At 41.0% G+C, this 25,308-nt stretch carries 21 protein-coding genes; 19 read left to right on the forward strand and 2 right to left on the reverse strand.

All coding sequences use genetic code 11. From position 1 onward, the window contains the following. Window positions 1-216 precede the first annotated feature (216 nt). Both yidC and PVE40_RS06920 read right to left on the reverse strand, forming a co-directional pair. Window positions 217-1,137, reverse strand: a complete 921-nt coding sequence (gene yidC, locus PVE40_RS06915; RefSeq protein ID WP_274731154.1) for a membrane protein insertase YidC — start codon at window positions 1,135-1,137, stop codon at window positions 217-219. A gap of 61 nt (window positions 1,138-1,198) precedes the next feature. Further along, window positions 1,199-1,474 (reverse strand): acylphosphatase, encoded by a 276-nt coding sequence (locus tag PVE40_RS06920; RefSeq protein ID WP_274731155.1) that lies wholly within the window; start codon window positions 1,472-1,474, stop codon window positions 1,199-1,201. A 125-nt stretch (window positions 1,475-1,599) separates the two neighbouring features. On the opposite strand from PVE40_RS06920, the gene PVE40_RS06925 reads away from it, so the two are divergent. The 19 genes from PVE40_RS06925 to mutL all read left to right on the forward strand — a co-directional run bounded on the left by PVE40_RS06925 (window position 1,600) and on the right by mutL (window position 25,262). After that, window positions 1,600-1,896: a DUF1033 family protein gene (locus PVE40_RS06925; protein ID WP_274731156.1), complete on the forward strand. Its 297-nt coding sequence runs from the start codon at window positions 1,600-1,602 to the stop codon at window positions 1,894-1,896. A 106-nt stretch (window positions 1,897-2,002) separates the two neighbouring features. Next, a complete protein-coding gene (locus PVE40_RS06930; RefSeq protein ID WP_274731157.1) occupies window positions 2,003-4,426 on the forward strand; it encodes an FtsK/SpoIIIE family DNA translocase in 2,424 nt (807 codons plus the stop codon). Window positions 4,427-4,581: 155 nt separating this feature from the next. Continuing rightward, window positions 4,582-5,718: a BMP family lipoprotein gene (locus PVE40_RS06935; RefSeq protein ID WP_274731158.1), complete on the forward strand. Its 1,137-nt coding sequence runs from the start codon at window positions 4,582-4,584 to the stop codon at window positions 5,716-5,718. A gap of 165 nt (window positions 5,719-5,883) precedes the next feature. Next, entirely contained in the window at window positions 5,884-7,467 is a 1,584-nt protein-coding gene (locus PVE40_RS06940; protein ID WP_274731159.1) for an ABC transporter ATP-binding protein, read from the forward strand. Then, complete coding sequence (locus PVE40_RS06945) at window positions 7,451-8,524, forward strand: ABC transporter permease (RefSeq protein ID WP_274731160.1); 1,074 nt, start codon at window positions 7,451-7,453, stop codon at window positions 8,522-8,524. Before PVE40_RS06940 ends, PVE40_RS06945 begins: the two co-directional genes overlap by 17 nt. Then, window positions 8,525-9,484, forward strand: coding sequence for an ABC transporter permease (locus PVE40_RS06950; protein ID WP_274731161.1), 960 nt, complete (start codon window positions 8,525-8,527; stop codon window positions 9,482-9,484). It begins immediately after the preceding gene. Between the two features lie 67 nt (window positions 9,485-9,551). Further along, window positions 9,552-10,187, forward strand: a complete 636-nt coding sequence (locus PVE40_RS06955; RefSeq protein ID WP_274731162.1) for a pentapeptide repeat-containing protein — start codon at window positions 9,552-9,554, stop codon at window positions 10,185-10,187. A 96-nt stretch (window positions 10,188-10,283) separates the two neighbouring features. Then, window positions 10,284-11,555 carry an EF-P 5-aminopentanol modification-associated protein YfmF gene (yfmF, locus tag PVE40_RS06960; protein WP_274731163.1) on the forward strand — a complete coding sequence of 424 codons (1,272 nt, stop codon included), beginning with the start codon at window positions 10,284-10,286 and terminating at the stop codon, window positions 11,553-11,555. Further along, window positions 11,548-12,849: an EF-P 5-aminopentanol modification-associated protein YfmH gene (gene yfmH / locus PVE40_RS06965; RefSeq protein WP_274731164.1), complete on the forward strand. Its 1,302-nt coding sequence runs from the start codon at window positions 11,548-11,550 to the stop codon at window positions 12,847-12,849. The genes yfmF and yfmH overlap by 8 nt, the downstream gene beginning before the upstream one ends. Further along, window positions 12,846-13,571: an elongation factor P 5-aminopentanone reductase gene (gene ymfI, locus PVE40_RS06970; protein WP_274731165.1), complete on the forward strand. Its 726-nt coding sequence runs from the start codon at window positions 12,846-12,848 to the stop codon at window positions 13,569-13,571. Before yfmH ends, ymfI begins: the two co-directional genes overlap by 4 nt. Window positions 13,572-13,655: 84 nt before the next feature. Continuing rightward, the gene (locus PVE40_RS06975) at window positions 13,656-14,537 is read left to right on the forward strand and encodes a helix-turn-helix domain-containing protein (RefSeq protein WP_274731166.1); all 882 of its coding nucleotides are present in this window, start codon (window positions 13,656-13,658) and stop codon (window positions 14,535-14,537) included. A gap of 29 nt (window positions 14,538-14,566) precedes the next feature. Continuing rightward, window positions 14,567-15,151, forward strand: coding sequence for a CDP-diacylglycerol--glycerol-3-phosphate 3-phosphatidyltransferase (gene pgsA, locus PVE40_RS06980; RefSeq protein ID WP_274731167.1), 585 nt, complete (start codon window positions 14,567-14,569; stop codon window positions 15,149-15,151). Between the two features lie 129 nt (window positions 15,152-15,280). Continuing rightward, window positions 15,281-16,528 (forward strand): competence/damage-inducible protein A, encoded by a 1,248-nt coding sequence (locus PVE40_RS06985; protein ID WP_274731168.1) that lies wholly within the window; start codon window positions 15,281-15,283, stop codon window positions 16,526-16,528. Window positions 16,529-16,631: 103 nt separating this feature from the next. Next, complete coding sequence (gene recA, locus PVE40_RS06990; protein ID WP_274731169.1) at window positions 16,632-17,699, forward strand: recombinase RecA; 1,068 nt, start codon at window positions 16,632-16,634, stop codon at window positions 17,697-17,699. Between the two features lie 207 nt (window positions 17,700-17,906). Next, the gene (gene rny / locus PVE40_RS06995; RefSeq protein ID WP_274731170.1) at window positions 17,907-19,466 is read left to right on the forward strand and encodes a ribonuclease Y; all 1,560 of its coding nucleotides are present in this window, start codon (window positions 17,907-17,909) and stop codon (window positions 19,464-19,466) included. A 171-nt stretch (window positions 19,467-19,637) separates the two neighbouring features. Then, on the forward strand, window positions 19,638-20,438 hold the full coding sequence (locus PVE40_RS07000; protein ID WP_274731171.1) for a TIGR00282 family metallophosphoesterase: 801 nt from the start codon (window positions 19,638-19,640) through the stop codon (window positions 20,436-20,438). A gap of 4 nt (window positions 20,439-20,442) precedes the next feature. Then, complete coding sequence (locus tag PVE40_RS07005) at window positions 20,443-20,805, forward strand: YlbF family regulator (protein WP_274731172.1); 363 nt, start codon at window positions 20,443-20,445, stop codon at window positions 20,803-20,805. 20 nt (window positions 20,806-20,825) lie between these two features. Then, window positions 20,826-23,396: a DNA mismatch repair protein MutS gene (mutS, locus tag PVE40_RS07010; RefSeq protein ID WP_274731173.1), complete on the forward strand. Its 2,571-nt coding sequence runs from the start codon at window positions 20,826-20,828 to the stop codon at window positions 23,394-23,396. A gap of 12 nt (window positions 23,397-23,408) precedes the next feature. Further along, complete coding sequence (mutL, locus tag PVE40_RS07015; protein WP_274731174.1) at window positions 23,409-25,262, forward strand: DNA mismatch repair endonuclease MutL; 1,854 nt, start codon at window positions 23,409-23,411, stop codon at window positions 25,260-25,262. The last annotated feature ends 46 nt before the right edge of the window (window positions 25,263-25,308 follow it).

The raw sequence follows: 25,308 nt of genomic DNA on the forward strand, positions 1-25,308 counted from the left end.
GAGAAAAATAAATAACGAATAAAAAGGAGAGAATTTCTTCTCTCCTACAAGTCCAACTTTTGGGGGTCAGTACAAAAAAAATCTCACTCATACCATTTTGGCTAGAATCGTGCAAGTGGGCTCTAAAAATAGCCTCACTTGCACGTTTTAAAAGATTAGTCAAAATAAATAAGAGGCCGTCTCAATGAGAGACGACCTCTTATTTATTATTTCGGATTATGGGCGACGTTGCTGTTTACCAGCGTTGCGTCCTTTTCCTTTTTGCGAATATTGTTGTGATGCAGACAACGTTTTAGTAGGTTTCGCTACCGGTTTTGCTTTTTTGATTGGTTTTTTAACGGGGCGGTTTTTGAACTCTTCTTCGACTTCAGCTTTAATTTTTGGTTTGATTAAGCTGTTTTGAATAACGGTTTGAAGAACAGCGAAAATTCCTCCTGCTAACCAGTAAAGAGCGAGACCGGCCGGGCTGGACCAAGAGAAGAAAAGAATCATGATTGGGTTCATCAGCATCATGGACTTCATTTGACCTCTTGTTTCAGCAGGCATACCCATCATCGACACGTATCCTTGAGCGAGATAAACCAAACCAGCTAAAATCGCAAGGAGTGGACTAGCATTTCCTAAGTTAATTCCTAAGAAGCTGCTGCCGGCAATTTCGGGCGTTAAGTTTACCGCTTGGTACATCGCCGTAAAAATAGGCATTTGAATCAAGATTGGAAGACATCCTACGCCGCCTGTCATGCTGATGTTGTTCTCTTTATAAAGAGTCATCATTTCTTGCGAAATTTCAGCTTTTTCTTCTTGCGTGGTCGCTTCTTTTTGTCTTAATTGGATATCTTCTAGTTCTGGCTTAATGTAACGCATTTTTTCTTGCTGAACCATCGATTTTTTGATTTGGCTGAAGTTCAACGGCATAATGATCACTCGGACAGCAATTGTAATGATGATAATCGCTAGACCATAATTTCCGCTAAATAATTCTGCTAACCAGACAATCAAATTTCCGGTTGGTACTACCATGTATTCATAAATAAACCCAGTAGGGTTACGATTTTCATCGTATTGCATACATCCCGCTAAAAAAGTAACGAGCGCAAGCATTTCCGCTGAAAAGAGTAATTTCTTTTTTAATCTCATAACAACATTCCTTTATTAAATTTTCACTCGTTCTTAACTATACAGGAGTACTAGAATGATTTCAATTGGTTATCTTGAAACTTATGAAATTCGCAAGACTTGGCGCTTCGGTCACTGTTACCTTTTCAACGCGAGAGAATGGAGCAGGATTATTCTGCAGCTTCTCGATGAATGCATCAACTGCTTCGTCCGTTCCCACAGCCTCAATTGAAACAGAACCATCCTCTTCATTTCGAACGGTTCCCTTAACTTGGTGATGATCAGCCAATTGTTTTGTGGTATAGCGGAATCCGACACCTTGCACTCTTCCTTCGATAGAAATTTTTACTTTTTTCATCATTGACATTCCTTTCAAAACAAAAGATTTCCCTGACTACTAAAGTTCTGCTATATTTTTAGTGTACTTGATGGCTGGAATCCCGTCAATTTTGAGTGGTCTTAGAAGATGAAAGAAGGTAGTTTATGTATCAACTATATATTACCAAGGGAGAGTATGAGCCCTGGTGGTTTTTTGATGATTGGAAAACAATGATTATCAAAGAGAGTAGCTTTACAAATTTGAATGAAGCAAGGGAAACGTATAAACAAATCGTAACGGAATGGACCCAGACTTATCCCAATCAAAAATCGAAGAATCCTTATCTCACTGCTTTTTGGGATGAAGAGGAGATGGCGTACTGTGAGTCGTGTTCAGATGATATTCAAATCTATCATGGCATCATGATACTGAAAGATGATTCTATATTAAATGAAAGCTAGAGTGCGACAAAATGCGTTTTGTCGCGCTCTTATTTTATTTCCCGAAAACATCTTTGAATCATGTATAATAAAAGTATGAATCAGAATGTAGAAGAGAGTGAATAATGTGGCGAGAACGACAACGAATAAAAAGAAGTCCAATCGTAAAGGAAAGAAAACAACGAAAGTCTCTTATGAACTTATTGGTATATTATTTCTTTTTGCAACAGTTTTAGGCTTAAGTCAACTTGGATTTGCCGGGGTTTTATTAGCGAATTTCTTCCGTTTCTTTTTTGGGGAAATTTATACGGTTCCTTTTGCTCTGTTTGGCATGTATGGGTTGTATTTACTAATTATGGGAAGAGAGCCGCGCTTGAGGAAACAATTTGTTCTCGGTGGATTTATTCTATTGCTGGCGATGACCCTCTACTTGCATGCTCAGACATTTGTGCATGTAATGAATACAGAAGGATCCCTCTTACAAGTTACCCTCATGCGCTTTTTGGCAGATATGCAAGCAGGGACAATTTCTAAAACGATGGGCGGCGGCATGATAGGAGCCTTGCTCTATAGTGGAAGTCATTTTTTGGTCGATCAATGGGGAACGTATTTATTAGTTGGGTTACTAGTGTTTCTTGGCGTATGTGTCTTATTTGGAATGGATACCCATGACGTGATGAATTTAATTCGCAGAGGGTTCCTGGCCTTGGCGCAACTGATGAAACAACTATTCGCACCGCTAGTGAATGGGTTAAAAAACCAACTAAAAGGTTGGAAAGAAAATCGTAATAAACCGGATCAATCAACTCCAGAACCTGAACAAGACGAAGAAGAGACTGGAACTTCTTGGTTTACCAAGGCAAAGAACCGCGTGAAGCAGGATGTGATTCCTCCAGAAGCGGAAGTTCTTGTGAATCCAATCGAAGATCAACCTTCTGAAACCATCCAATTAACAATTGATAGCTACCAAAAAGAAGATGAACCACAACCAGTCGTTGCTGTTCCGAAGAAAAAGAAAGTGGAAGCAGAGACTGACGTGGCAGAGGAAGAAGGAGAAGTAGAGGGCGACTTAGACTTCGAAATTAAAGAAGAAACAGAAAACCGCGATTACCAGCTACCGCCGATTACACTGCTGAACGATATTCCGCCGGCAGATCAGTCAAACGAATACAGCATTATCGAGAAGAACGTGAAGAAACTGGAAGATACCTTTGCCAGTTTTGGTGTGGATGCCAAAGTAAGAAAAGCAAACCTAGGTCCAGCAGTTACAAAATACGAAGTACAACCGGCTGTAGGAGTAAAGGTTAGTAAGATCGTCAATTTAGCTGATGACTTGGCTCTTTCTTTGGCGGCAAAAGATATTCGAATCGAGGCGCCGATACCTGGTAAGTCATTTATTGGAATTGAAGTACCAAACAGTGAAGTTAGTACCGTATCGTTCCGTAGTGTATTGGAACGCAGTCACCAAAATGACAAGTTACTGGAAGTGCCGCTTGGAAGAGACATTTCCGGTTTGGTGCAATATGCCGACTTGACAAAAATGCCTCACTTATTAATTGCCGGGGCAACAGGTAGTGGGAAGTCCGTTTCGATTAATGGAATAATTACGAGTATTCTAATGAAAGCAAAACCGAATGAAGTAAAAATGATGATGATTGACCCGAAAAAGGTAGAGTTAAATGTCTACAATGGCATCCCGCACCTTTTGACTCCTGTAGTGACAAATCCGCGGAAGGCTGCGCAAGCACTTCATAAAGTAGTTACTGAGATGGAACGACGTTACGAACTATTTGCAGGAACCGGAATGCGGAATATCGATGGCTATAATGAATTGGTAACCGAGTATAACATTGAAAAAGGCGAAAACAATCCAACGCTCCCGTACATTGTTGTGATTGTCGATGAGCTTGCGGACTTAATGATGGTTGCGAGTAATGAAGTAGAAGATGCTATTACACGTCTGGCACAAATGGCACGGGCGGCAGGAATTCATATGATTCTTGCGACACAACGGCCAAGTGTGGATGTCATTACCGGAATCATCAAAGCAAACGTGCCTTCACGGATTGCCTTTGCTGTCTCTAGTTCCATCGATTCCCGAACAATAATCGATGGAAGTGGTGCAGAGAAGCTATTAGGAAGAGGGGATATGCTTTACCGACCAATGGGAGAGAACAAACCAAAACGAGTTCAAGGGGCATTCTTATCTGATTCTGAAGTCGAACGGATTGTTAGCTTTGTAAAAGAACAGCAAGAACCCAACTATTCAGAAGAAATGATGAAACTTGATACGCCTTCTGCTTCAACCGAAGAACCAGAAGATGAATACTTTGACCAAGCGCTTGAATTCGTTGTACAAGAAGAAGCGGCAAGTATCTCCAAATTACAACGAAAATTCCGCATCGGCTATAACCGTGCAGCCCGAATTATCGATGAAATGGAAGCAAGAGGTTATGTGGGACCGGCTGACGGCAGTAAGCCAAGAAAAGTGAACGTCACTGAAATGATGCTCGAAGAAAGTTCGGAAATAGAAAAGGAAAACGAGAAGTAAGAGTTTACAAAACGAATGTTCGGCTCTGAAAATGAAAAATAGATAAAAAACTTCAGATTTCATTTCCTATTCATTTGAAATATGCTATTCTTTTATTAAGTGCAAGAGAGCTTGCAAAAAAAAGAGTGGTTTTCACTCATATTGGAGGGTTTATTGTGAGAAAGAGTAAATGGGTAAGCTTATTCACATTAGGTTTCAGTGCAAGTGTATTACTAGCAGCGTGTGGGAATAGTGAAGAGGGTGCTGATACAACAGACACAGCTTCAAGTGAACCAGCAGCTTCTGAATCAGCTTCTTCAACTTCAGAGTCTGCAGCGTCCGGTGATCAAACAAGTACTGAAGACTTCAGCGTGGTAATGGTTACCGATATCGGTGGCGTCGACGACAAATCATTTAACCAAAGTGCTTGGGAAGGTTTACAAGCATGGGGAGAAGAAAATGGTAAAGAAGAAGGCGTAAACGGTTATGATGCGATTATTTCGAACAATGACGGCGAATTAGTAACAAACGTAACTACGGGTGTGAACAATGGTTTCGATGTTGTTTTCGGAATTGGCTATAAACTGAAAAACGCAATGCAAGATGCAGCTAACAATAACCCAGATACTTTATTCGCAATCATCGATGACACCATCGAAGGCGAAAACACAACTTCTATGTTGTTTGCCGACCATGAAGCTGCTTTCTTAGCAGGTGTGGCAGCAGCACATACAACTAAATCAAATCAAATTGGCTTTGTAGGTGGAATGGAAGGCGTAGTTATCGACCGTTTCGAAGCTGGATTCATTGAAGGGGTGAAATCTGTTAACCCAGAAATCAAAGTAGATGTTCAATATGTTGGATCATTCGATGATGCAGCTCTAGCAAAATCAATTGCAAACGGTATGTACTCAAGCGGCGTTGACATCATTTATCAAGCAGCAGGAAATGCTGGGAATGGTGTTTTCTCAGAAGCTCGTGATATCGTAGAATCAGATCCTGAACGTGAAATTTGGGTAATCGGTGTAGACCGTGACCAACAAGAAGAAGGAAAGATCACAGTTGACGGCGAAGAACGTGACTTGACCCTTACTTCAACTGTTAAGGGTGTAGGCACCGCAGTTCAAGAAATTGCTAATGCAGCAATGAACAACGAGTTCCCTGCAAACGAAACAAACGTTTTAGGATTAGCTGAAAATGGCGTAAGCTTAACCGATGGTGTTTTGAGTGAAGATGCTCTAGCAGCAGTACGTGAAGCAGAACAAAAAATCATCGATGGTGAGATTGAAGTTCCTGAAACGCCAGCTGAATAAGATTTGAGTAAAACTAGATACCCGGAGGGGCTGAGACTTTGTCCCAGCTCCTTTTTTTCCGGTATAAATGAGTCATTTCATCTGGCACTAGTAGTTGTTGAGAAGAGATTCAAGTATAATAAAGCTACCTGTTAGAAATTGAAGAAAACAGAAGGAGGATCAGACATGGCGCAAGAAAATTACGTCATTGAGATGTTGGGTGTAACCAAGACCTTTGGAAACTTTAAGGCAAATGATAATATCCAACTCAAAGTCAAAAAAGGCGAAGTCCATGCACTGCTTGGTGAAAACGGTGCGGGTAAATCGACTTTGATGAATATCCTTTCTGGTTTATTGCAACCCACAAGCGGTACAATTAAAGTTAACGGAAAAGAAGTAACAATCTCTTCCCCAACCGTTGCAGATAAATTAGGAATTGGTATGGTTCATCAACATTTTATGTTAGTGAAAGATTTTACGGTTACAGAAAACATTATTCTCGGTAGCGAAACGAGCCAATATGGACTCTTAAATCGAAGAGCCTCTGAAAAAATGATTAAAGAACTTTCTGAAAAATATAAACTCTACGTAGAACCTACTGCAAAGGTAGAAAACATTTCAGTTGGGATGGAACAACGGATTGAAATCCTAAAAACGTTGTACCGAGGTGCAGATATTATTATCTTTGATGAGCCTACTGCAGTACTGACTCCACAAGAAATTGATGAACTGATGGTCATCATGAAGAGCTTGACGAATGAAGGGAAATCAATTATTTTGATTACTCATAAGCTGGATGAAATCAAGCAAGTTGCGGATCGTTGTACGGTTATTCGGAAAGGGAAGAGTATTGGTACCGTTGATGTGGCTACTACTTCTAAACAAGAAATGGCAGACATGATGGTAGGAAGATCCGTTCTGTTTTCAACTGCCAAGAAACCAGCAGTAGCAAAAGACCCGGTCTTGACGATTGAAAATCTTGTCGTAAAAGAAAGCCGCGGATTAGAAGCAGTTCGAGGGTTGAACTTAACGGTACACGCAGGTGAAGTGGTTGGGATTGCTGGGATTGACGGCAATGGACAATCTGAATTAATTCAGGCGATTACCGGGTTGAAGAAGGCAGAGAGCGGAACGATCCATTTGAAGGGTGAGGATATTACGAACTTTCCTCCTCGGAAAGTGACAGAAGCTGGAGTAGGGCACATTCCAGAAGACCGTCAACGCCATGGTCTTATTTTGCCAATGACCTTATCTGAAAATATTTCCTTACAACGTTATTATACAGAACCGTTCAGTCGCTATCATTTCTTAAACGAAAACGCTATGGATGAATATGCAGTACGTCTGATTCAAGAATTCGATGTCCGTACTCAGAGTGAACGTGCTTCAGCGGGTTCTCTTTCTGGAGGGAATCAACAAAAAGCAATTATTGCTCGTGAGATTGACCGGAATCCTTCTTTATTAATTGCAGCTCAACCGACACGAGGGCTTGATGTGGGGGCGATTGAATTTATTCATAAACGCCTAATCAATCACCGTGATGAAGGAAATGCCGTTTTGCTAATGAGTTTTGAACTAGAGGAAATCTTGAATGTATCGGATCGAATCGTTGTGATGTATGAAGGTTCTATTATCGCAGAGGTAAAACCATCCGAAACTTCTGAGCAAGAGTTAGGTCTCTTGATGACGGGTACACCTCTAGAAAAAGCAAGAGAAGAATTAGCTTCTCAGAAAGTGAAAGGAGGAGCGGACCATGGTCAAAGTGTATAACAGTGTTCGTTTCCAACGAATTGCTATTCCACTGCTTTCCGTATTATTAGGAGTTCTTATTGGTGGAATGATTATGTTGGCATTTGGCTTCGATCCGATTGCTGGTTATACAGCGATGGTAAAAGGAGCGCTCTTTACTCCGTTTTACATTGGCCAAACGTTGCGTCTTGCAGCACCTCTTATTGTTATTGCACTAGGGTTTGCTGTTGCAAATAAAGCTGGATTTTTTAACATTGGATTATCGGGACAAGCATTGATGGGATGGTTTGCTTCCATTGTTGTAGCAGGTGCCTTTCCGGACTTGCCGCGTATCATCCTTGTTCCTTTGGCAGTGTTAGCCGGAATGGTTGCGGGAGCTCTATGGGCCGGTATTGCAGGGGTTCTTCGTGCTTATTTCAATACAAGTGAAGTAATTGTTACCATCATGCTCAATCATACTTCTTTCCATTTGGTAAACTACTTGATTCGGAATGTACTGACATCTGGTGGAGATTCCACTCCTGTCATCACACCGAATGCAAGTATGCGTATTCCGTTTTTGACGAGCCTGACAGATAACTCTACCATTCATGCAGGAATCTTTGTTTCTCTAATCATGGTAGTGGTTATTATGGTTTTCATGAATAAAACCACATATGGTTTTGAATTACGTTCCGTTGGATTAAACGCTGATGCAGCTGAATATTCTGGTATGAATGCCAAGAAAAATATTATTCTGGCTATGCTCATTAGTGGAGCATTAGCTGGATTAGGCGGAACGATGGAAGGTCTTGGAAACTTCCAAAACATCTTTATACAAGGCGGAATTCCGGGTATTGGTTTTGACGGAATGGGAGTAGCTTTATTAGGTGCAAGCAGCCCAATTGGTATTCTCTTTTCTGCATTACTATTCAGTATCTTGAAAACGGGTGGAACCAGTATGCCGCTCGTCTCTGGATCACCGAACGAAATTGTTGATATCGTGATTGCTTTAATTATTTTCTTTGTTGGAGCAAACTACATTATTCGCTTCTTACTGGCGAAATCCCAAAAAACCAATAAGAAAGAGGTGGCGTAAATGGATATCATCACACTCTTAACCATTGTTGTTTCCAATACGCTCGTATATGCGGCTCCTCTTATCTTTGCGGCTCTGGGTGGAACATTTTCTGAGCGAGGCGGGATTGTAAACGTTGGTTTGGAAGGTATTATGGTAATGGGGGCATTCTCTTCTGTTGTCTTTAACTTAACCTTTGCTGAATCATTGGGTGCTGCAACTCCTTGGATCGGCTTGCTGGTCGGTGGTGCGGTAGGAGTTCTTTTCTCCTTGATCCATGCTGTAGCAACGGTTCACTTACGTGCAGACCATATCATTTCTGGTACGGTACTGAACTTGATGGCACCGGCTCTAGGTGTTTTCTTAACAAAAGTTATTTATGAAGGAAGAGGTCAAACAGACTTCATTGAAGCAAACTTCGGAAAGAGAAGTATTCCTTTATTAAAAGAAATTCCTATAATCGGTGATATTTTCTTTACCAACATTAATGTGCCTGCATACGTAGGGATTCTGTTGGCGATTTTAAGCTACATCATTATCTTTAAGACTACATTCGGTTTGCGTTTGCGCGCTGTTGGAGAACATCCACAAGCAGCGGATACCTTAGGAATCAATGTTTACTTGATGCGTTATGCAGGGGTAATGATTTCTGGTTTATTCGGTGGAATTGGTGGAGCAGTAGTGGCTCAGACTATTACGCTGAATTTCTCCATCTCGACCATTGCTGGTCAAGGGTTTATTGCGATGGCGGCGATGATTTTTGGTAAATGGAATCCAATTAGCGTTATGGGAGCAGCTTTGTTCTTCGGGTTCGCCCAAAGCTTGAGCGTAATTGGTACCTATATTCCAATTATTCAAGATGTTCCAACTGTATACCTTGCTATTTTGCCATATGTCCTAACGATTATTGTCTTGGTAGGGTTTATCGGTAAATCCCAAGGGCCTGCAGCAAACGGAACGACGTACATCAAAACAAAATAAAAATTCAAAAAGAGTATGGCGGAGTTCGTTTCGTCATGCTCTTTCTTGTTGTGAAAAGAGGAAAAACATGAAAATTGATTCCCCCAGAATTCCAGTCGTGCTCCAACCGAAACGCTTCACAGACTTGTTTGTAGAAGAAGATTATACGCTAGAAGGCGCTTCTATCGAAGGGGCAGAGTACACCAACCAAACAGTGGATCATGCTCGTTTGGATCAAGTGCTCATCAAAAATGCCAAATTCACAAATTGCGACTTTAGCGACATTCAATTAACGGATGTCCGTTTTGAAAATTGTGACCTATCCAATGTGAAATTTAATCGTGCTTCGCTTTTTCGAGTAGCGTTTATTGAATGCAAGTTATTAGGAGCGACCTTTCCGGAGACGTATATGGGCCATGTAACGTTTGAGCGTTCGAACGTAAACTTAGTGGGCTTTAGCCAATCTAAATTTGAAAAAGTACAGTTTGATGATTCAGAACTCAAACAAGCAGACTGGTATGACTGTAAATGGAAGTCAGTTGCATTCCAACACTGTCAATTGAATGAGGCAACTTTTTCCGGAACTTCGCTGAAAGGGATTGATCTTCGTACTTGCCAGTTTGATACATTACGAGTAACCATAGATGAGCTGCGAGGCTGTAAGATTTCTTCGTTCCAAGCAGCCATATTCGTGTCATTACTAGGGATGGTCGTGGTCGATTAATTGCAGGATAGATTTGTAAAAACCCTCTATTTAGAGTATAGTTTTTTATATGCGATTCTTCAAAAAGCAATCAAACATACATAAGGAAGTGAACAAATGGAATTAGAACTAGCCAAAGGGGTAGAAGCATTTATTCAACCTACAAGAAAGTTCAAGACCATCTTAATTGAATACAAATTCAGAAGTATGTACGACCCCGAGCAGGCTACAGCTCGAACATTAGTGAAGAACATGCTCGTTACCAATTCGAAGAAGTATCCGACTCAAAAAGAAATGGATCAGCAAATGTCTTGGTTATATGGCGCTTCTCTTAGTTCGAATTCACAGCGTTTCGGGAAACAACATGTCATTACCTTTCGATTGAAAATAGTAAATGATAAATATATTGGCGGAGACGACCGTTTGCTTGAAGAAGCCTTCCGTTTTTTAGAAGAAGTTATCTTCCACCCGAATGTAGAAAACGCACGCTTTCATGAAGCCACTTTTAATCGTGAAAAACACAATCTGCGGAATGAATTTGAATCTATAGAAGAGAATAAATCCGGCTATGCGTTCTGGAAATTAAATCAAATTTTATTTAAAGGAACCGATCAGGAATATCTAGGAATTGGAGATCATACGTTTTTAGAGAATCTTACTCCTGACCATTTATATCAAACCTATCGAGAAATGATTCAAAATGATACTGTGGATATTTATATTTCTGGAGATGTGGAGCAGGACCGCGTTCATGCTATCTTAAAACATGTTCCATTAGAAGAGCGTACTCCGCTTTCTGATGAAGTTTTTGTTCAAAGAGAAAATACCACAGAAGTTACTTCTGAGGATGAAGAACACGATGTGAACCAAGGGAAATTACTCTTTGGCTTTTCTTCTCCAGCATACTACCTCGACCAGACTTATTTCACTGCAATGGTCTTTAATGGGTTGTTTGGTGGATTCCCTCATTCAAAATTATTCCAAAACGTGCGTGAAAAGGAAAGTTTAGCCTATTCCGCTTCTAGTTACATTGATTATATTCGTGGAACCATGGTGATTCAAACCGGTATTGAATTTGAGAAGCGCAACCGTGTCGAAGAAATTGTAATGGAGCAATTGAAAGACATGCAAAATGGTTCCTTCAGTGATGAATTAATCGTTCAAACAAAAGAAATGCTTCTAAACCAATACAAGCAGACGGAAGATAACCAAACCAGCAGTCTGTCTAAGGTTTATTCAGATCGCTTGTTAGCAGGAAGAGAAGTGTCAGACGATAAATGGATGGAATCCATTTTAGCTGTCACGAAAGAAGACGTAAGGAAGTTTGCGGAGCAAATGGAATTACAAGCGATCTTCTTCTTGAAAGGAATGGAGGAAAATCATGCATAAAGTAGACTATCCACAGTTGGATGAAGTAGTTTATTATGAAACTTTAGATAATGGGTTACAAGTCGTTTTGATTCCTAAAAATGATTTTGCAAAAACGTATGGAATCATGACTACTAATTTTGGTTCAATCGACAATCATTTTGTACCCATGCATGAAAATGAAGCCATCATCGTACCAGATGGTGTGGCTCACTTCTTGGAGCACAAGTTGTTTGAAGGAGAAGAACGCGATGCTTTTGAAGACTTTGCGGAATTAGGATCTTCAGCGAATGCATTCACTTCCTTTACAAGAACGAGTTATCTCTTTTCAGCAACCAGCAAAGTGGCAGAGAACGTACAGACCTTATTGGATTTCGTTCAAAGTCCTCATTTCACTGCAGAAGGAACAGAGAAAGAAAAAGGCATCATTGCTCAAGAAATCAATATGTATGAAGATCAACCAGACTGGCGTCAATTTTATGGATTGTTGAAGAATTTATATCCAACGCATCCATTATCGATTGATATTGCCGGTACCGTAGCAAGTATCCAAGAAATCACGCCTGAAATTTTACAAACGTGTTATGACACTTTCTATCACCCATCTAATATGAATGTTGTGGTGATCGGTAACTTTAATCCAGATGAAATGATTGAAGTCATTAAAGAAAATCAAAATAAAAAAGAGTTTCCTAAAGAAGAGCATGTCATCCGTCTTCTTCCAGCAGAAAACATTGAGGACATTGTGCCTTATGCGGAAATGGAGATGGACGTGAAGCGTTCCAAAGTAAGTCTCGGTGTGAAAGGGATTGCCACGGTTCCTGAAGGAAATGATGTTGATTTGGCTTACTTAAAAGGTTCCTTGTTCATGGAATTATTATTCGGTAGAGGGTCAGAAAACTTTATTGACCTGTATGATGCTGGATTGATTGATGACAGTTTCAGTTATTCCTATTCCATTGATCGCAGTTTCCACTTTATGTCTGTCGAGACGGATACGGACGAACCGAAAAAGGTAGACGAAGCCTTGAAGCGCATCTTGTTAAATTGGAAAACAGATGCAGGAGTAACGAAAGAAAACTTCGAACTCTTAAAGCGGGCCTTTATTGGCGAACAATTACAAGCTTTCAACTCATTAGAGTATATCTCCAATCAATATGGATATTTATTCTTTACGGGAATCGAACTGTTTAACCGAATCGAACGCATTGAGTCATTAACTTTGGAAGATGTCCTCGCGTTTGCTGAGCCGTATATTAATGAACATCTGATGAGTACGTTTGTCATCAAACCAAAGAAAGGAAAGTCAGCGTGAAGATTGCCTTGATAACGGGAGCTTCTGGAGATATTGGAGCAAATATCGCACGTAGATTGGCGAGTAACGGGTGGTCTCTGTATTTGCATTATCATACGAATCGCGCAAAAATCGACGTCCTTCTCGAAGAGTTTGAAGAGCAATATCCGAAACAAGAATTTTACCCAATCCATGTTGACTTGGTTCAAGAGAATGCAGCCGAACAAATGAAAGGTCAAATTTTCTCTTTGACAGCAATTGTGTTTGCTCATGGTACAACCGAGTATGGATTGCTGCAGGACTTAGAACCGGAGAAGATGGATTTGTTGTGGAACATGCATGTCAAGACCCCTGTTTTAATAACGCAAGCATTTCAAAATAAGCTCCACCAGCAAGAGAACGGTCGAATTGTCTTTATTAGTTCTGTCTACGGAGAAATGGGAAGTAGTAACGAAGTCTTTTACAGTACGGTAAAAGGCGCGCAGCTTGCCTTTGTGAAGGCCTACAGTAAAGAAGTTGCCTCTCTTGGTATAACAGTCAATGCGATTAGTCCGGGAGCGATTTCGACACAAATGAATAACGAATTTGATGAAGAAGATTTGCTGCAGCTTTCTGCGGCTATTCCTCTGGGAAGACTAGGTACAACAGATGAAGTGAGTTTCTGGGTTGAACAGCTGTTGCAACCAGAGAGCAGGTACATGACCGGGCAGTCACTCACGGTGAGTGGCGGCTGGTTAAAATAAATTTGTAGAATCGTATCAGGATTTTTCGTCTAGAATGCCATTGTGCTATAATAATTCTTGAATAGCGAGAAGGTGGTGCATCGAATGGAAGAAAATAAGTACATCGGCGAACGCTTGAAAGAGGCTCGAATCAAAAAAGGATACACCTTGGACGACTTACAGCAACTCACCAAGATTCAAAAACGGTACTTAATTGCCATTGAAGAAAATCATTTAGAAGAACTGCCAGGAGATTTTTTTGTCAAAGCATTTATTCGTCAGTATGCAGAAGCAGTAGATGTAACAGAAGAAGAAACAAAAACGATGACGAAAGAATTGCCAACGATTAATGAAGCTCCCGTACCTGTTGGCGATCAAGCGCCGAGCAGAGCGGCATTGAAGCGGTCTTCAAAAGAAACAAAATTTCGGTACAGCAGTAATTCACAGAGTAGTTTACCGACTTTTTTGATGGTATTATTTTTTATCCTTATTTTAGGGATGATTTGGTTTTATTTTAATTTTATCCGGGCGGAAGATCCTACCTCGATTACGAATAATCCATCCCAACCATCCATCATTATAAGCAGCCAAGAAGAAACAAGTGATGAGCAAGAATCTGAAACAGAAGAATCGTCTGAGTCAGAAGAAACAAACGCACCGAGCATCACTGGTGGGGAGAGTGCGGACGGTCTCGTTCCTTATACACTTTCTGGAATAGATGTACCGACGACTCTGACGTTGAATGTAAATGAATCCGGTCGTTCATGGATGCAAGTTCAAATAAACGAAGCTGTAGTGTTTGAAGGCACCATTGAGCCAGGTATGTCTCAAGAAATAGAAGTTCCCGCTAATACGGAAGAAATTTCCATTCGTGTAGGATATATTCCGTCGACCACGATTGTCTTTGGCGATGATTTAACCGTACCGAACCCGGAAAATGGGCAAGAAGTCCAAACCCAAACCTATTTATTTAATATTGAACCGTAATGGAAGAGAAACAGATTGGAGTAATGAACGTGAATTTGCCAAATAAATTAACCATCTTAAGGATTTTTATGATCCCACTATTTTTGGTACTGATGCTGGTACCATTTGAATGGGGGACGCTTGACTTGCTGGGATCATCCATTTCAGTTGCCCAACTAATCGGGACAGTCGTGTTTGCTCTTGCAAGCTTTACTGACTGGCTGGATGGTTATATTGCCCGCAGAGATGGCATCGTTACAAACTTTGGTAAGTTTGCTGACCCTTTAGCTGACAAGATGTTAGTAGCTACCGCTTTTATCGTTTTAGTAGAAAAAGGCTTGGCTCCTGCTTGGGTAGTCAGCATTATTATCTGCCGAGAGTTAGCAATTACTGGACTCCGTTTGCTATTAGTAAATGGTGGAGAAGTCATGGCAGCAGCTTGGCCAGGAAAAATAAAAACAGTTACCCAAATGATGGCGATTATTATGTTGTTTCTGGATAACGTTCCCTTTGAAGGAATTGGAATTCCTGTAGCAACCATCCTTTTATATGTCTGCCTACTTTTTACCATTTACTCAGGCGTAGACTATTTCGTGAAAAACAAACAAATTTTTAGAGATTCTTTTGGAAATTAAGTATGATAGAGAAAAACAAGTTGGAAATGGAGGCGGCTCATTGATGCAGTGGACCAATTTCAACTGTTTTTCTCTTTTTTTAATGGAAATAAACTTTTTTTACGAACCTTATAGATAGGAGTGGCTTGAATGATTGCAGAGATTATCTCAGTTGGGACAGAGTTGTTGCTAGGTCAAATCGTTAATACGAATGCGGCTTATATTGCCAAAAAACTTGCTCAACTAGGAATCAATACGTACTATCAAACAGTTGTGGGAGATAACGAAGAAAAACTGATCCAAACCATTAAGATTGCCGAAGAAAGGAGCGATCTATTAATCTTTATCGGTGGATTAGGGCCTACACCCGATGACCTGACCAAGGAAACGGTAGCGAAACACCTAGAAGAACCTTTGATTTTAGATGCTGCTTCCTTAGAAAATATTCGTTATTACTTTGAGCAACAAGGAAGAGAAATGTCTTCTAACAACCAGAAGCAGGCCGTATACTTCCAAAATGGCCGTTTCTTCAAAAATAGTGTGGGGCATGCGATTGGAACCTATCTTCAAAAAAATGAAAAGGCGTACCTACTTGTGCCAGGCCCTCCAAAAGAAATGATAAAAATGTTGGATGAAGAGATTGTGCCGTTCTTGCGGAGCCTCAACGAAAACAAAGAGCAATTTATCTTATCGAATACCTTACGCTTCTATGGGATTGGAGAATCAACCTTGGTGGATCAATTAGCATCCATCATCGAGAATCAAACCAATCCAACTGTAGCAGCATACGCGGGTAGCTATGAAGTTTCTCTGCGAATTACGGCGAGTGGTCCAGATGATGCAAGTTGTAAAGAGCGAATGGAAAAAATGAAAGAAGAAATCCTTGCTGTAGTAGGTGATTATTGTTACGGGGAAGGAGAAGACAACAGTCTAGCGAATGTAGTCGAAACGATCTTAGTGGAGAAAGGATTGAAAATTAGCGCTGCTGAAAGTTTGACAGGAGGGCTGTTTCAATCAACCTTAGTAAGTGTCCCTCAATGCGGACAGGTCTTTCCAGGTGGGATTGTTTCCTACGAAGAGGGAATCAAGCGCGATGTGCTAGGGGTCCCAGAAGAGATTTTAGAAAAGGATGGTATGGTAAGCGAAGCGTGTGCAATCTCTATGGCTGAGAAATGTCTAGAAATGTTCCGTACAGATCTTGCCATTTCCTTTACCGGTGCGGCAGGCCCGGACTCCTTAGAAGGGAATCCTCCTGGAACAGTTTGGATCGGGATTAGCCAAGTTGGCAAGGAGTCATTTGCAAGGAAATATCGCTTCATGCATGACCGTGAAGGCAACCGCGAACGTAGTGTACAACAAGGATTAGATTTACTAAGACGATTGTTAGAAGGAAAATAAACGCGAACGTTTGTTCACTTTTTCCTTGCTTTTTTCCTGTAAAAGCGGTAAGATAGTTATGCGGAAAAGAAAGCTTATAGAACCTTTATGGAGGCTAAAAATAATGGCAAATACAAATGATAACAGACAAAAAGCGCTAGATGAAGCGTTGAAGAAAATAGAACGTGCTTACGGAAAAGGTTCCGTCATGAAGATGGGTGAAAAGGTAGAAACTGAAATTTCTACTGTTCCAAGTGGTTCTTTGGCAATTGATATTGCTCTAGGCGTAGGTGGATATCCACGTGGAAGAATTATTGAAGTCTACGGACCAGAATCTTCCGGTAAAACAACAGTTGCCTTGCACGCAATTGCAGAAGCACAGAAAAAAGGCGGGGTGGCAGCCTTTATTGATGCTGAACATGCGTTGGATCCTAAATACGCTCGTGCTATCGGTGTTGACGTTGACGAGCTACTACTTTCTCAACCAGATACAGGAGAACAGGCATTAGAAATTGCCGATGCTCTAATTTCTTCTGGAGCAATCGACATTGTCGTGATTGACTCGGTTGCAGCATTGGTTCCTAGAGCGGAGATTGAAGGCGAGATGGGTGACTCCCACATGGGGTTACAAGCTCGTTTGATGTCCCAAGCATTGCGTAAACTATCTGGTTCCATTAATAAAACGAAAACAACAGCAATCTTTATTAACCAAATTCGGGAAAAAATTGGGATTATGTTTGGTAACCCGGAAACAACTCCTGGTGGGCGTGCACTGAAGTTCTATTCAACAATCCGTTTAGAAGTACGTCGTTCCGAACAAATTAAGAGTGGTACCGATGTAATTGGGAACCGTGCAAAAGTAAAAGTAGTTAAAAACAAAGTTGCTCCTCCATTCAAAGTGGCTGAAGTAGATATTATGTATGGAGAAGGAATTTCAATTGTTGGTGAGATTGTCGATTTAGCATCAGAAGAAGATATCATCAATAAGAGTGGTTCTTGGTACTCTTATAAAGAAGACCGTATTGGGCAAGGTAGAGAAAATGCAAAACAATACCTGCTTGACCATCCAGAAACTAGAGCAGAAATCGAAACCAAACTACGTGCTGTGTACGGAATCGGTGAGCCGTTTGTTGAAGTTTTAGAAGATGCAACTGATCTGACAGAAGAAACACCTTTATTTGAAGAAGAATAAGGAATAAAACCCTCCAATAATCAGCTCCGTTGATTGTTGGAGGGTTTTTAGTTATTTAGATAAGGTTATTGTTACCGCTATAATTTGATTGACAGAGATGTCAACAAAGTTTAGAATAAAAGTATGTGTAAGACCCATTTCTACACATATTTTTCATACATTGTTTAACATTTTAACGACAAACTAAATAGATACGGAGGTGAAACGATGGAATTGGTAACCGTTGCCTTCGCTATCATAGCCTTAATTGTTGGTGTCGTTATCGGATATTACTATCGGAAATCGAATCATGAAAATGAACTGGCAGGAGCAAGAAATTCAGCCGCCGCTATATTGGAAGACGCTCACAAAGAAGCAGAAACCCTGAAAAAAGAGGCGCTGTTAGAAGCGAAGGAAGAGAGCCATCAATATCGTTCCCAAATCGAGGAAGAAATTCGCGAAAGAAGGAATGAGATACTCAGACAAGAAAATCGACTCATCCAAAAAGAAGAAAATTTGGATCGAAAAGATAACAATTTCTCCAAACGTGAAAAGGTCATTGAGCAAAAAGAGGACAGCTTAGTTAAACGCACTCAAAAAATCGATGCAAGAGAAAAACGTATTGAGGAATTGATTGAGGAGCAACAACAAGAACTGGAACGCATTGCAACGTTGACACGAGAAGATGCAAAAGCAATTATCCTGAAAGAAACAGAAGAAGAGTTAATCCATGAACGTGCTTTAATGGTAAAAGAAGCAGAACAGAAAGCTTCAGACGAAGCGGAAAGAAAAGCGAAGAATATTATCTTACAAGCGATTCAAAGAAGTTCAGCGGACATGGTTTCAGAAGCAACTGTTTCAGTTATTACTTTACCGAATGATGACATGAAGGGTAGAATTATTGGGCGAGAAGGACGAAATATCCGGACGCTTGAAACACTGACCGGTATCGATTTAATTATCGATGATACACCAGAGGCAGTCGTATTAAGTGGATTTGACCCAATTCGCCGCGAAGTGGCTAAAATTGCATTAGAAAAATTAATTCAAGATGGGCGTATTCATCCAGCAAGAATTGAAGAGGCAGTCGATAAAGCCCGCAAGGAAATGGATGAACGAATTCGCGAAATCGGGGAACAAGCTACTTTTGAAGTAGGTATTCACTCGATTCATCCAGATTTAATTAAAATTCTCGGCCGGATGTATTTCCGGACAAGTTATGGTCAAAATGTGTTGAATCACAGTATTGAAGTTGCGAAACTTTCAGGCGTTATGGCTGGAGAATTAGGCGAAGACATCAACCTAGCGAAACGAGCTGGGCTGCTCCATGATATCGGTAAGGCACTCGATCATGAAATCGAAGGCTCTCACGTTGAAATCGGAGCAGAGATTGCTCAACGATACAAAGAAAATAGCGTAGTTGTGAATGCAATCGCCTCCCATCATGGGGACGTAGAAGCAACCAGCATTATTTCTGTATTAGTAGCAGCAGCAGATGCTTTGTCCGCTGCAAGACCAGGAGCACGTAGCGAATCCCTAGAAAACTATATTCGCAGACTGGAAAGATTGGAAAGTATCGCGAATGACTTTGACGGCGTAGCAGCAAGCTTCGCTATTCAAGCAGGACGAGAAATCAGGGTAATGGTGAAACCAGAAGCAGTTGACGATTCTACGGCTATTTTAATGGCACGTGAAATCAAGACGAAAATCGAAGATGAACTAGACTATCCGGGACATATCAAGGTTACGGTTATACGCGAAACGAGAGCAATTGAATATGCAAAATAAAATGGATCAAAAAGAGTTCTCTTTTTGATCCATAACAGGAGTGCTCCGACATCATGTCGGGCCTCTTTTTTTGTTGAAATTGCGTTTGAATAGAAATCTGTAACCTATGCAAAAAACTAAATTATTGTTAAGATAAAGAAATGAAGAAGTGAGAGATGGGGATCAAGTGAAATGAAAGTATTGTTTGTTGGAGATGTAGTAGGATCAATTGGGCGTGACATGTTAATCGAAACCTTGCCTGAATTAAAAAGGAAGTACCGACCTCAATTTACGATTGTTAATGGGGAAAATGCCGCTGCAGGTAGAGGAATTACTGAGAAAATTTATAAAGAGTTCATGCAAGCAGGAGTAGACGTAGTGACAATGGGGAATCATACGTGGGATAACCGCGATATTTTTAATTTTATCGATGGTGAGAAGGTAAAACTATTACGTCCTGCCAATTTTCCAGCAGGGACGCCAGGAATTGGCTGGAAAATGATCAACATAAACCAAGCAAAAATCGCAGTGGTTAATGTTCAAGGAAGAGTCTTTTTGAATGATTTGGATGATCCATTCCGTACGATGGACTACATCTTGGATGAGTTATCGAAAGAAGCAAAATGTATTTTTGTCGATTTCCATGCTGAAGTAACGAGCGAAAAGCAAGCGATGGGATGGTATCTAGACGGTCGGGTTTCTGCGGTAGTGGGGACACATACGCATGTTCAAACGAACGATGCTCGTATTCTGCCAGGCGGTACCGCTTATTTAACAGATGCGGGAATGACAGGTGCTTATGACAGCATTCTAGGTGTCTCGAAGAGTATTATTTTAGAAAAGTTTCTGACGCAACTGCCTGTTCGTCATGAAATTCCAAACGAAGGTAGAAAGATATTAAGTGGTTGTTATATTGAGATTGATGATGCAACTGGGAAAGCTCTTTCTATTGAAAACATTCTTGTGAATGAGGATCGTCCACTAAGGAGTTGAGTTGATGGAAATACAACCCCTAACAATTGAACCAGCCATTGATCAAGCACTAACTGAATTAATCACCTTGCTTGTTCAAAAGGAAGAAATCAAACAATATCAAAAAGCAGAAAAACATGTAGAATCAAATCGGTGGCTGCAAGAAGCGATTGAAGCCATCAAACTAAAGCAACAAGAACTTGTCAATTTTGAATATTATGAGAAACCAGAAGCGTATCGAGCCACTTTGGAAGAGCTAGCGGAAATGAACCGCCAATTAGATGAAAATATTACGGTTCAGTATTATAAAGATACGTTAGTAGAGGCGGATGAAGTAGTCCAGCACCTCTTTTCTAGCATTCAAGGAGCGGTCGATCAAATACGCTAGTACAGTACTGAGGTGTAAGCATGCCACAAAAAACAAAACAAACTCCCATGATGGAGCAGTATTTTTCCATTAAAGACCAATACCCAGACGCTTTTTTATTTTATCGCCTGGGAGATTTTTATGAATTATTCCATGATGATGCAATTAAAGCAGCAAAGTTATTAGAAATTACCTTAACGAGTCGGAATAAAAATGCCGACGATCCCATCCCGATGTGCGGGGTACCGTATCATTCTGCTAAGGAATACATTCGTACCTTGATTTCAATGGGGTATAAAGTTGCTATTTGTGAGCAAATGGAAGACCCTAAAGCAACAAAAGGCATGGTAAAACGTGATGTCGTTCAAGTCCTCACGCCTGGAACGTATATGGCCGATTCTGGGAATGAGAGCAAAAGTAACAATTATCTCGTTGCCGTACAGCAACAAGGCACCCAGTTCCCATTTTCATACGTAGATATTGGAACCGGGGAATTACGTGTAACGGTTTTGGATAATGTCGATGCGGTCATTACGGAGATTCAGTCTCTTTCTTCAAAAGAAATGATTGTTTATAAAGTAGAATCAGACATCGCCTCTTATATCCAAAAACGGACGGGTGTCCTCCTCTCAGAACATGATCCTCAAAAAACGGAGGAGGACTTCACTCATTTGAAAACAACCATTGTGGACGAAGAAAGTAAAGCAGTTCTAGATTTATTAGTAAGTTATCTGTCCGTTACCCAGAAGAGAAGTTTGTCCCATATTCAGCCGGCAGTTCGTTATGAACCGGATCAATACTTGAAAATGGATACCTATGCGCGTAGAAACTTAGAATTGACTGCTTCCATTCGGAATCAGCAAAAGGCTGGCAGCCTGCTCTGGTTGCTGGATCGTACGAAAACAGCGATGGGCGGAAGAAAATTAAAACAATGGTTAGAAAAACCGCTGATTAATGAAGCTGCTATCAAGGCACGGCAGGATAAGGTGTCTTCTTTATTGAACCATTATTTTGAACGAATGGACTTAAATGACTCTCTCTCTTCTGTTTATGACTTAGAACGCCTCGTTGCCAAAGTTTCTTTCGGAAATGTAAATGGACGCGATATGATTCAACTGAAAACGTCCCTGTCTCAAATTCCTTTGCTAAAGCAAGCCATTGAGGCAACAGAAGATGGTATTTGGAATCGTATGTTACGAGACATGAACGAAGTGCCAGAGTTAATTGAACTGATTGAACGGTCCATCGTAGAAGACCCGCCGCTCCAAATTACCGAAGGAAACATCATTAAAGATGGGTATCATGAGAAGTTGGATGAGTACCGCGATGCCATGCGTCACGGGAAGCAGTGGATTGCGGCTCTCCAACAAGCAGAGCGTGAGAACACGGGAATTAAAACCCTTAAAATTGGTTATAACCGGGTGTTCGGGTACTACATTGAAGTATCTAAAGCCAATGCTGCTTTGCTCCCAGAAGGTCGCTATGACCGCAAACAAACGCTTGCGAATGCGGAACGATTCATTACGCCTGAATTAAAAGAAAAAGAACGGATTATTTTAGAGGCAGAAGAAAAGTCTGCTACGTTAGAATATGATTTATTCATCCAGGTCCGTGACCAAATTAAAGCGTACAGTGAAGAATTGCAGCGACTTGCTAGAGTAATCGCAGAAGTTGATGTTCTTCAGAGCTTTGCTCAAATAAGCGAGGAAAAACACTACGTCAGACCGACTGTTTCTGCTGATTCTCGTTCCATTCACATTGAAGAGGGACGACATCCCGTTGTGGAAGAAGTCTTGGGCAAGGATCAATTTATTGCCAACCACATCGAAATGGAAGAAGACAATGACATCTTACTCATCACAGGACCGAATATGTCAGGAAAGAGTACCTACATGCGTCAGCTGGCACTCATTGCTATTATGGCACAGATGGGTTGCTTCATTCCTGCTGAACGAGCTTCATTACCGATCTTTGATCAAATCTTTACTCGGATTGGTGCAGCAGATGACTTGTTCTCTGGCCAGAGTACCTTCATGGTCGAGATGGTGGAAACCAATCAGGCACTCCAATTCGCTACGGAGAGAAGCTTGATTCTTTTTGATGAAATTGGCCGTGGGACTGCCACGTATGATGGAATGGCGTTAGCTGAAGCAATCCTTCGTCACTTGCACCAAGCGAATAAAGGAAAAACCCTCTTTTCTACTCACTATCATGAACTGACGGTTTTAGAAGAGGAGCTTTCAGGGTTGAGTAACGTACATGTAGGAGCGATTGAACAAGACGGGGAGTTAGTTTTCTTACATAAAATCATGAAAGGTCCTGCAGATAAGAGTTATGGACTGCATGTAGCAAAATTAGCTGGAATGCCGGACTCATTGATTCAACAGGCAAAGGAAATCCTCCACCGACTCGAAACGGGTGCTAAAAAAGAAGTCATCCATCAAGTTGCAGAAGATACCGAGCAAATCTCTTTATTTGGGGATGAAGATTTTGATTTGAACGGGAAGCAAGTCCTGAATGAAGTCAAAGAAATCCCGCTTGAAAACCGTACACCAATGGATATATTCACGCAAGTACATGCGTGGAAACAAATGCTGAACAAGAAGAAATGAAGGTGAACCATCATGGCAAATATCCGCGAACTTTCTGAACACTTAACGAATCAAATCGCAGCTGGAGAAGTAATTGAACGTCCCGCTTCTGTCGTAAAAGAATTGGTTGAGAATGCCATTGATGCCAAGAGCACCCAAATTGACATACTCGTTGAAGAAGCAGGCTTAAGAAAAATAAAAGTGAGCGACAACGGTAATGGTATTCATCCAGACGAAGTATCACTCGCTTTTGAGCGCCATGCTACCAGTAAAATTTATACGCAAGAAGACTTATTCCGGATTCATTCATTGGGATTCAGAGGAGAGGCTTTGCCAAGTATCGCTTCTGTTTCGAAAGTAGTTATGGAAACGGCAGTTGAAGGACTGCCCGGGTCCATCATTCAAATCGAAGGGGGTACGCTTAAAAAGCATCAAGCCCACGGAGCAAGGAAAGGCACAACCATTACGGTGGAAAGCTTATTCTATAACACACCGGCTCGGTTGAAATATGTTCGGACGTTACAGACAGAACTGGCAAATATAACTGACATCATGAACCGCATTGCCTTAAGTCATCCAGAGATTGCCTTCCGCTTGATTCACGATGGGAACACATTACTGCGGACCACAGGAAACGGCGACCTCAAGCAAGCAGTAGCAGGAGTTTACGGAACACAAGTAGCCAGAAAAATGCTGAACATTGAAGCAGAGAATCTTGATTTTCGTATTTCTGGGCAAGTCAGCATGCCAGAGGTGACGCGTGCCAGCCGGAATTACTTGACAGTCATTATGAACGGGCGTTATATCCGTAACTTTGCTCTCCAAAAAGCCATTGTAGATGGATATGGTTCAAGACTCATGGTAGGTCGTTTCCCTATTGCAGTAGTGAATATCGATACTGATCCGTTACTCTTGGATGTAAATGTGCATCCTTCGAAAAAAGAAATACGAATCAGTAAAGAAAATGAACTGTCTGGGCTCATCATGGAAGCCATTCAGGGAGCCTTAAAAAAAGTGGTTTCTATTCCAAGCGGGGTAGAAAATCTTACCTTTAAGCGGAAACCAGCGGAAGCACCAATAGAAAAAACGGAACAAATTCAAGTAGAGTTTGAACCAACCCCAATCAAGTGGGAATTGCCAAGGCGCAACTCCTCTTTGATAGAAGAGGAATTTCTACCTGTTACGGAAACCGAACCTGTTAGAGAAGCAGAAGAAAGGATCGATCAACCGCCGGCTCACCGAGAATCCAGCTTAAAAACAGCGGAACGGGTAGAGAAAGAGCCTATTCAAGAACAGTCATTCCCTGAATTGTATTATTTTGGTCAAATGCATGGTACGTATTTGTTTGCCCAGAATGAAAAAGGGTTATATATGATTGACCAACATGCTGCTCAAGAGCGGATCAAGTATGAATATTATCGTGAAGAAATTGCGAGGGTCTCCTCTGATTTACAAGGATTGTTAATTCCGATTACAATTGACCTGCCGGGTGATGAATACATGCGGGTTATTGAAAATCAAGATAAGTTGGCAGAAATCGGCATATTCTTAGAACCATTTGGCAGCAACACCTTTTTGTTGGATAAGCATCCGACCTGGTTCAAAGCAGGTCAAGAGGAAGCCATTGTCCGGGATGTTTTAGCTATGTTATTGGAAGAAGACAAAATCTCCATTAAGAAATTACGGGAAGCAACTGCAATCATGATGAGCTGCAAACGGTCCATCAAGGCCAATCATGCTCTTCAAGACCATGAAGCAAGAGCCTTGCTTGCGGAACTGTCCCAAACGAAAAATCCATATAATTGTCCGCACGGGCGTCCGGTACTCGTTCATTTATCCAATCAAGATATGGAAAAACTATTCAAACGAATCCAAGACCCTCATTGAGCAAACCATTATTACTTTTCTGCCTTTTTCGATAGAATAAGTAGGA

This window comes from Jeotgalibaca caeni (genome assembly GCF_028863945.1).
GTDB lineage: Bacteria > Bacillota > Bacilli > Lactobacillales > Aerococcaceae > Jeotgalibaca > Jeotgalibaca caeni.

Excerpts from the sequence above, each read along its gene's own strand:
- PVE40_RS06955 (WP_274731162.1), top strand. The coding sequence starts at position 9,552 with ATGAAAATTGATTCCCCCAGAATTCCAGTCGTGCTCCAACCGAAACGC.
- PVE40_RS07005 (WP_274731172.1), top strand. The coding sequence starts at position 20,443 with ATGGAAATACAACCCCTAACAATTGAACCAGCCATTGATCAAGCACTA.
- mutS (WP_274731173.1), top strand. The coding sequence starts at position 20,826 with ATGCCACAAAAAACAAAACAAACTCCCATGATGGAGCAGTATTTTTCC.
- PVE40_RS06975 (WP_274731166.1), top strand. The coding sequence starts at position 13,656 with ATGGAAGAAAATAAGTACATCGGCGAACGCTTGAAAGAGGCTCGAATC.
- PVE40_RS06945 (WP_274731160.1), top strand. The coding sequence starts at position 7,451 with ATGGTCAAAGTGTATAACAGTGTTCGTTTCCAACGAATTGCTATTCCA.
- PVE40_RS06985 (WP_274731168.1), top strand. The coding sequence starts at position 15,281 with ATGATTGCAGAGATTATCTCAGTTGGGACAGAGTTGTTGCTAGGTCAA.
- yfmH (WP_274731164.1), top strand. The coding sequence starts at position 11,548 with ATGCATAAAGTAGACTATCCACAGTTGGATGAAGTAGTTTATTATGAA.
- recA (WP_274731169.1), top strand. The coding sequence starts at position 16,632 with ATGGCAAATACAAATGATAACAGACAAAAAGCGCTAGATGAAGCGTTG.
- mutL (WP_274731174.1), top strand. The coding sequence starts at position 23,409 with ATGGCAAATATCCGCGAACTTTCTGAACACTTAACGAATCAAATCGCA.
- PVE40_RS07000 (WP_274731171.1), top strand. The coding sequence starts at position 19,638 with ATGAAAGTATTGTTTGTTGGAGATGTAGTAGGATCAATTGGGCGTGAC.
- PVE40_RS06920 (WP_274731155.1), bottom strand. The coding sequence starts at position 1,474 with ATGAAAAAAGTAAAAATTTCTATCGAAGGAAGAGTGCAAGGTGTCGGA.
- PVE40_RS06950 (WP_274731161.1), top strand. The coding sequence starts at position 8,525 with ATGGATATCATCACACTCTTAACCATTGTTGTTTCCAATACGCTCGTA.
- rny (WP_274731170.1), top strand. The coding sequence starts at position 17,907 with ATGGAATTGGTAACCGTTGCCTTCGCTATCATAGCCTTAATTGTTGGT.
- PVE40_RS06925 (WP_274731156.1), top strand. The coding sequence starts at position 1,600 with ATGTATCAACTATATATTACCAAGGGAGAGTATGAGCCCTGGTGGTTT.
- PVE40_RS06940 (WP_274731159.1), top strand. The coding sequence starts at position 5,884 with ATGGCGCAAGAAAATTACGTCATTGAGATGTTGGGTGTAACCAAGACC.
- yidC (WP_274731154.1), bottom strand. The coding sequence starts at position 1,137 with ATGAGATTAAAAAAGAAATTACTCTTTTCAGCGGAAATGCTTGCGCTC.
- yfmF (WP_274731163.1), top strand. The coding sequence starts at position 10,284 with ATGGAATTAGAACTAGCCAAAGGGGTAGAAGCATTTATTCAACCTACA.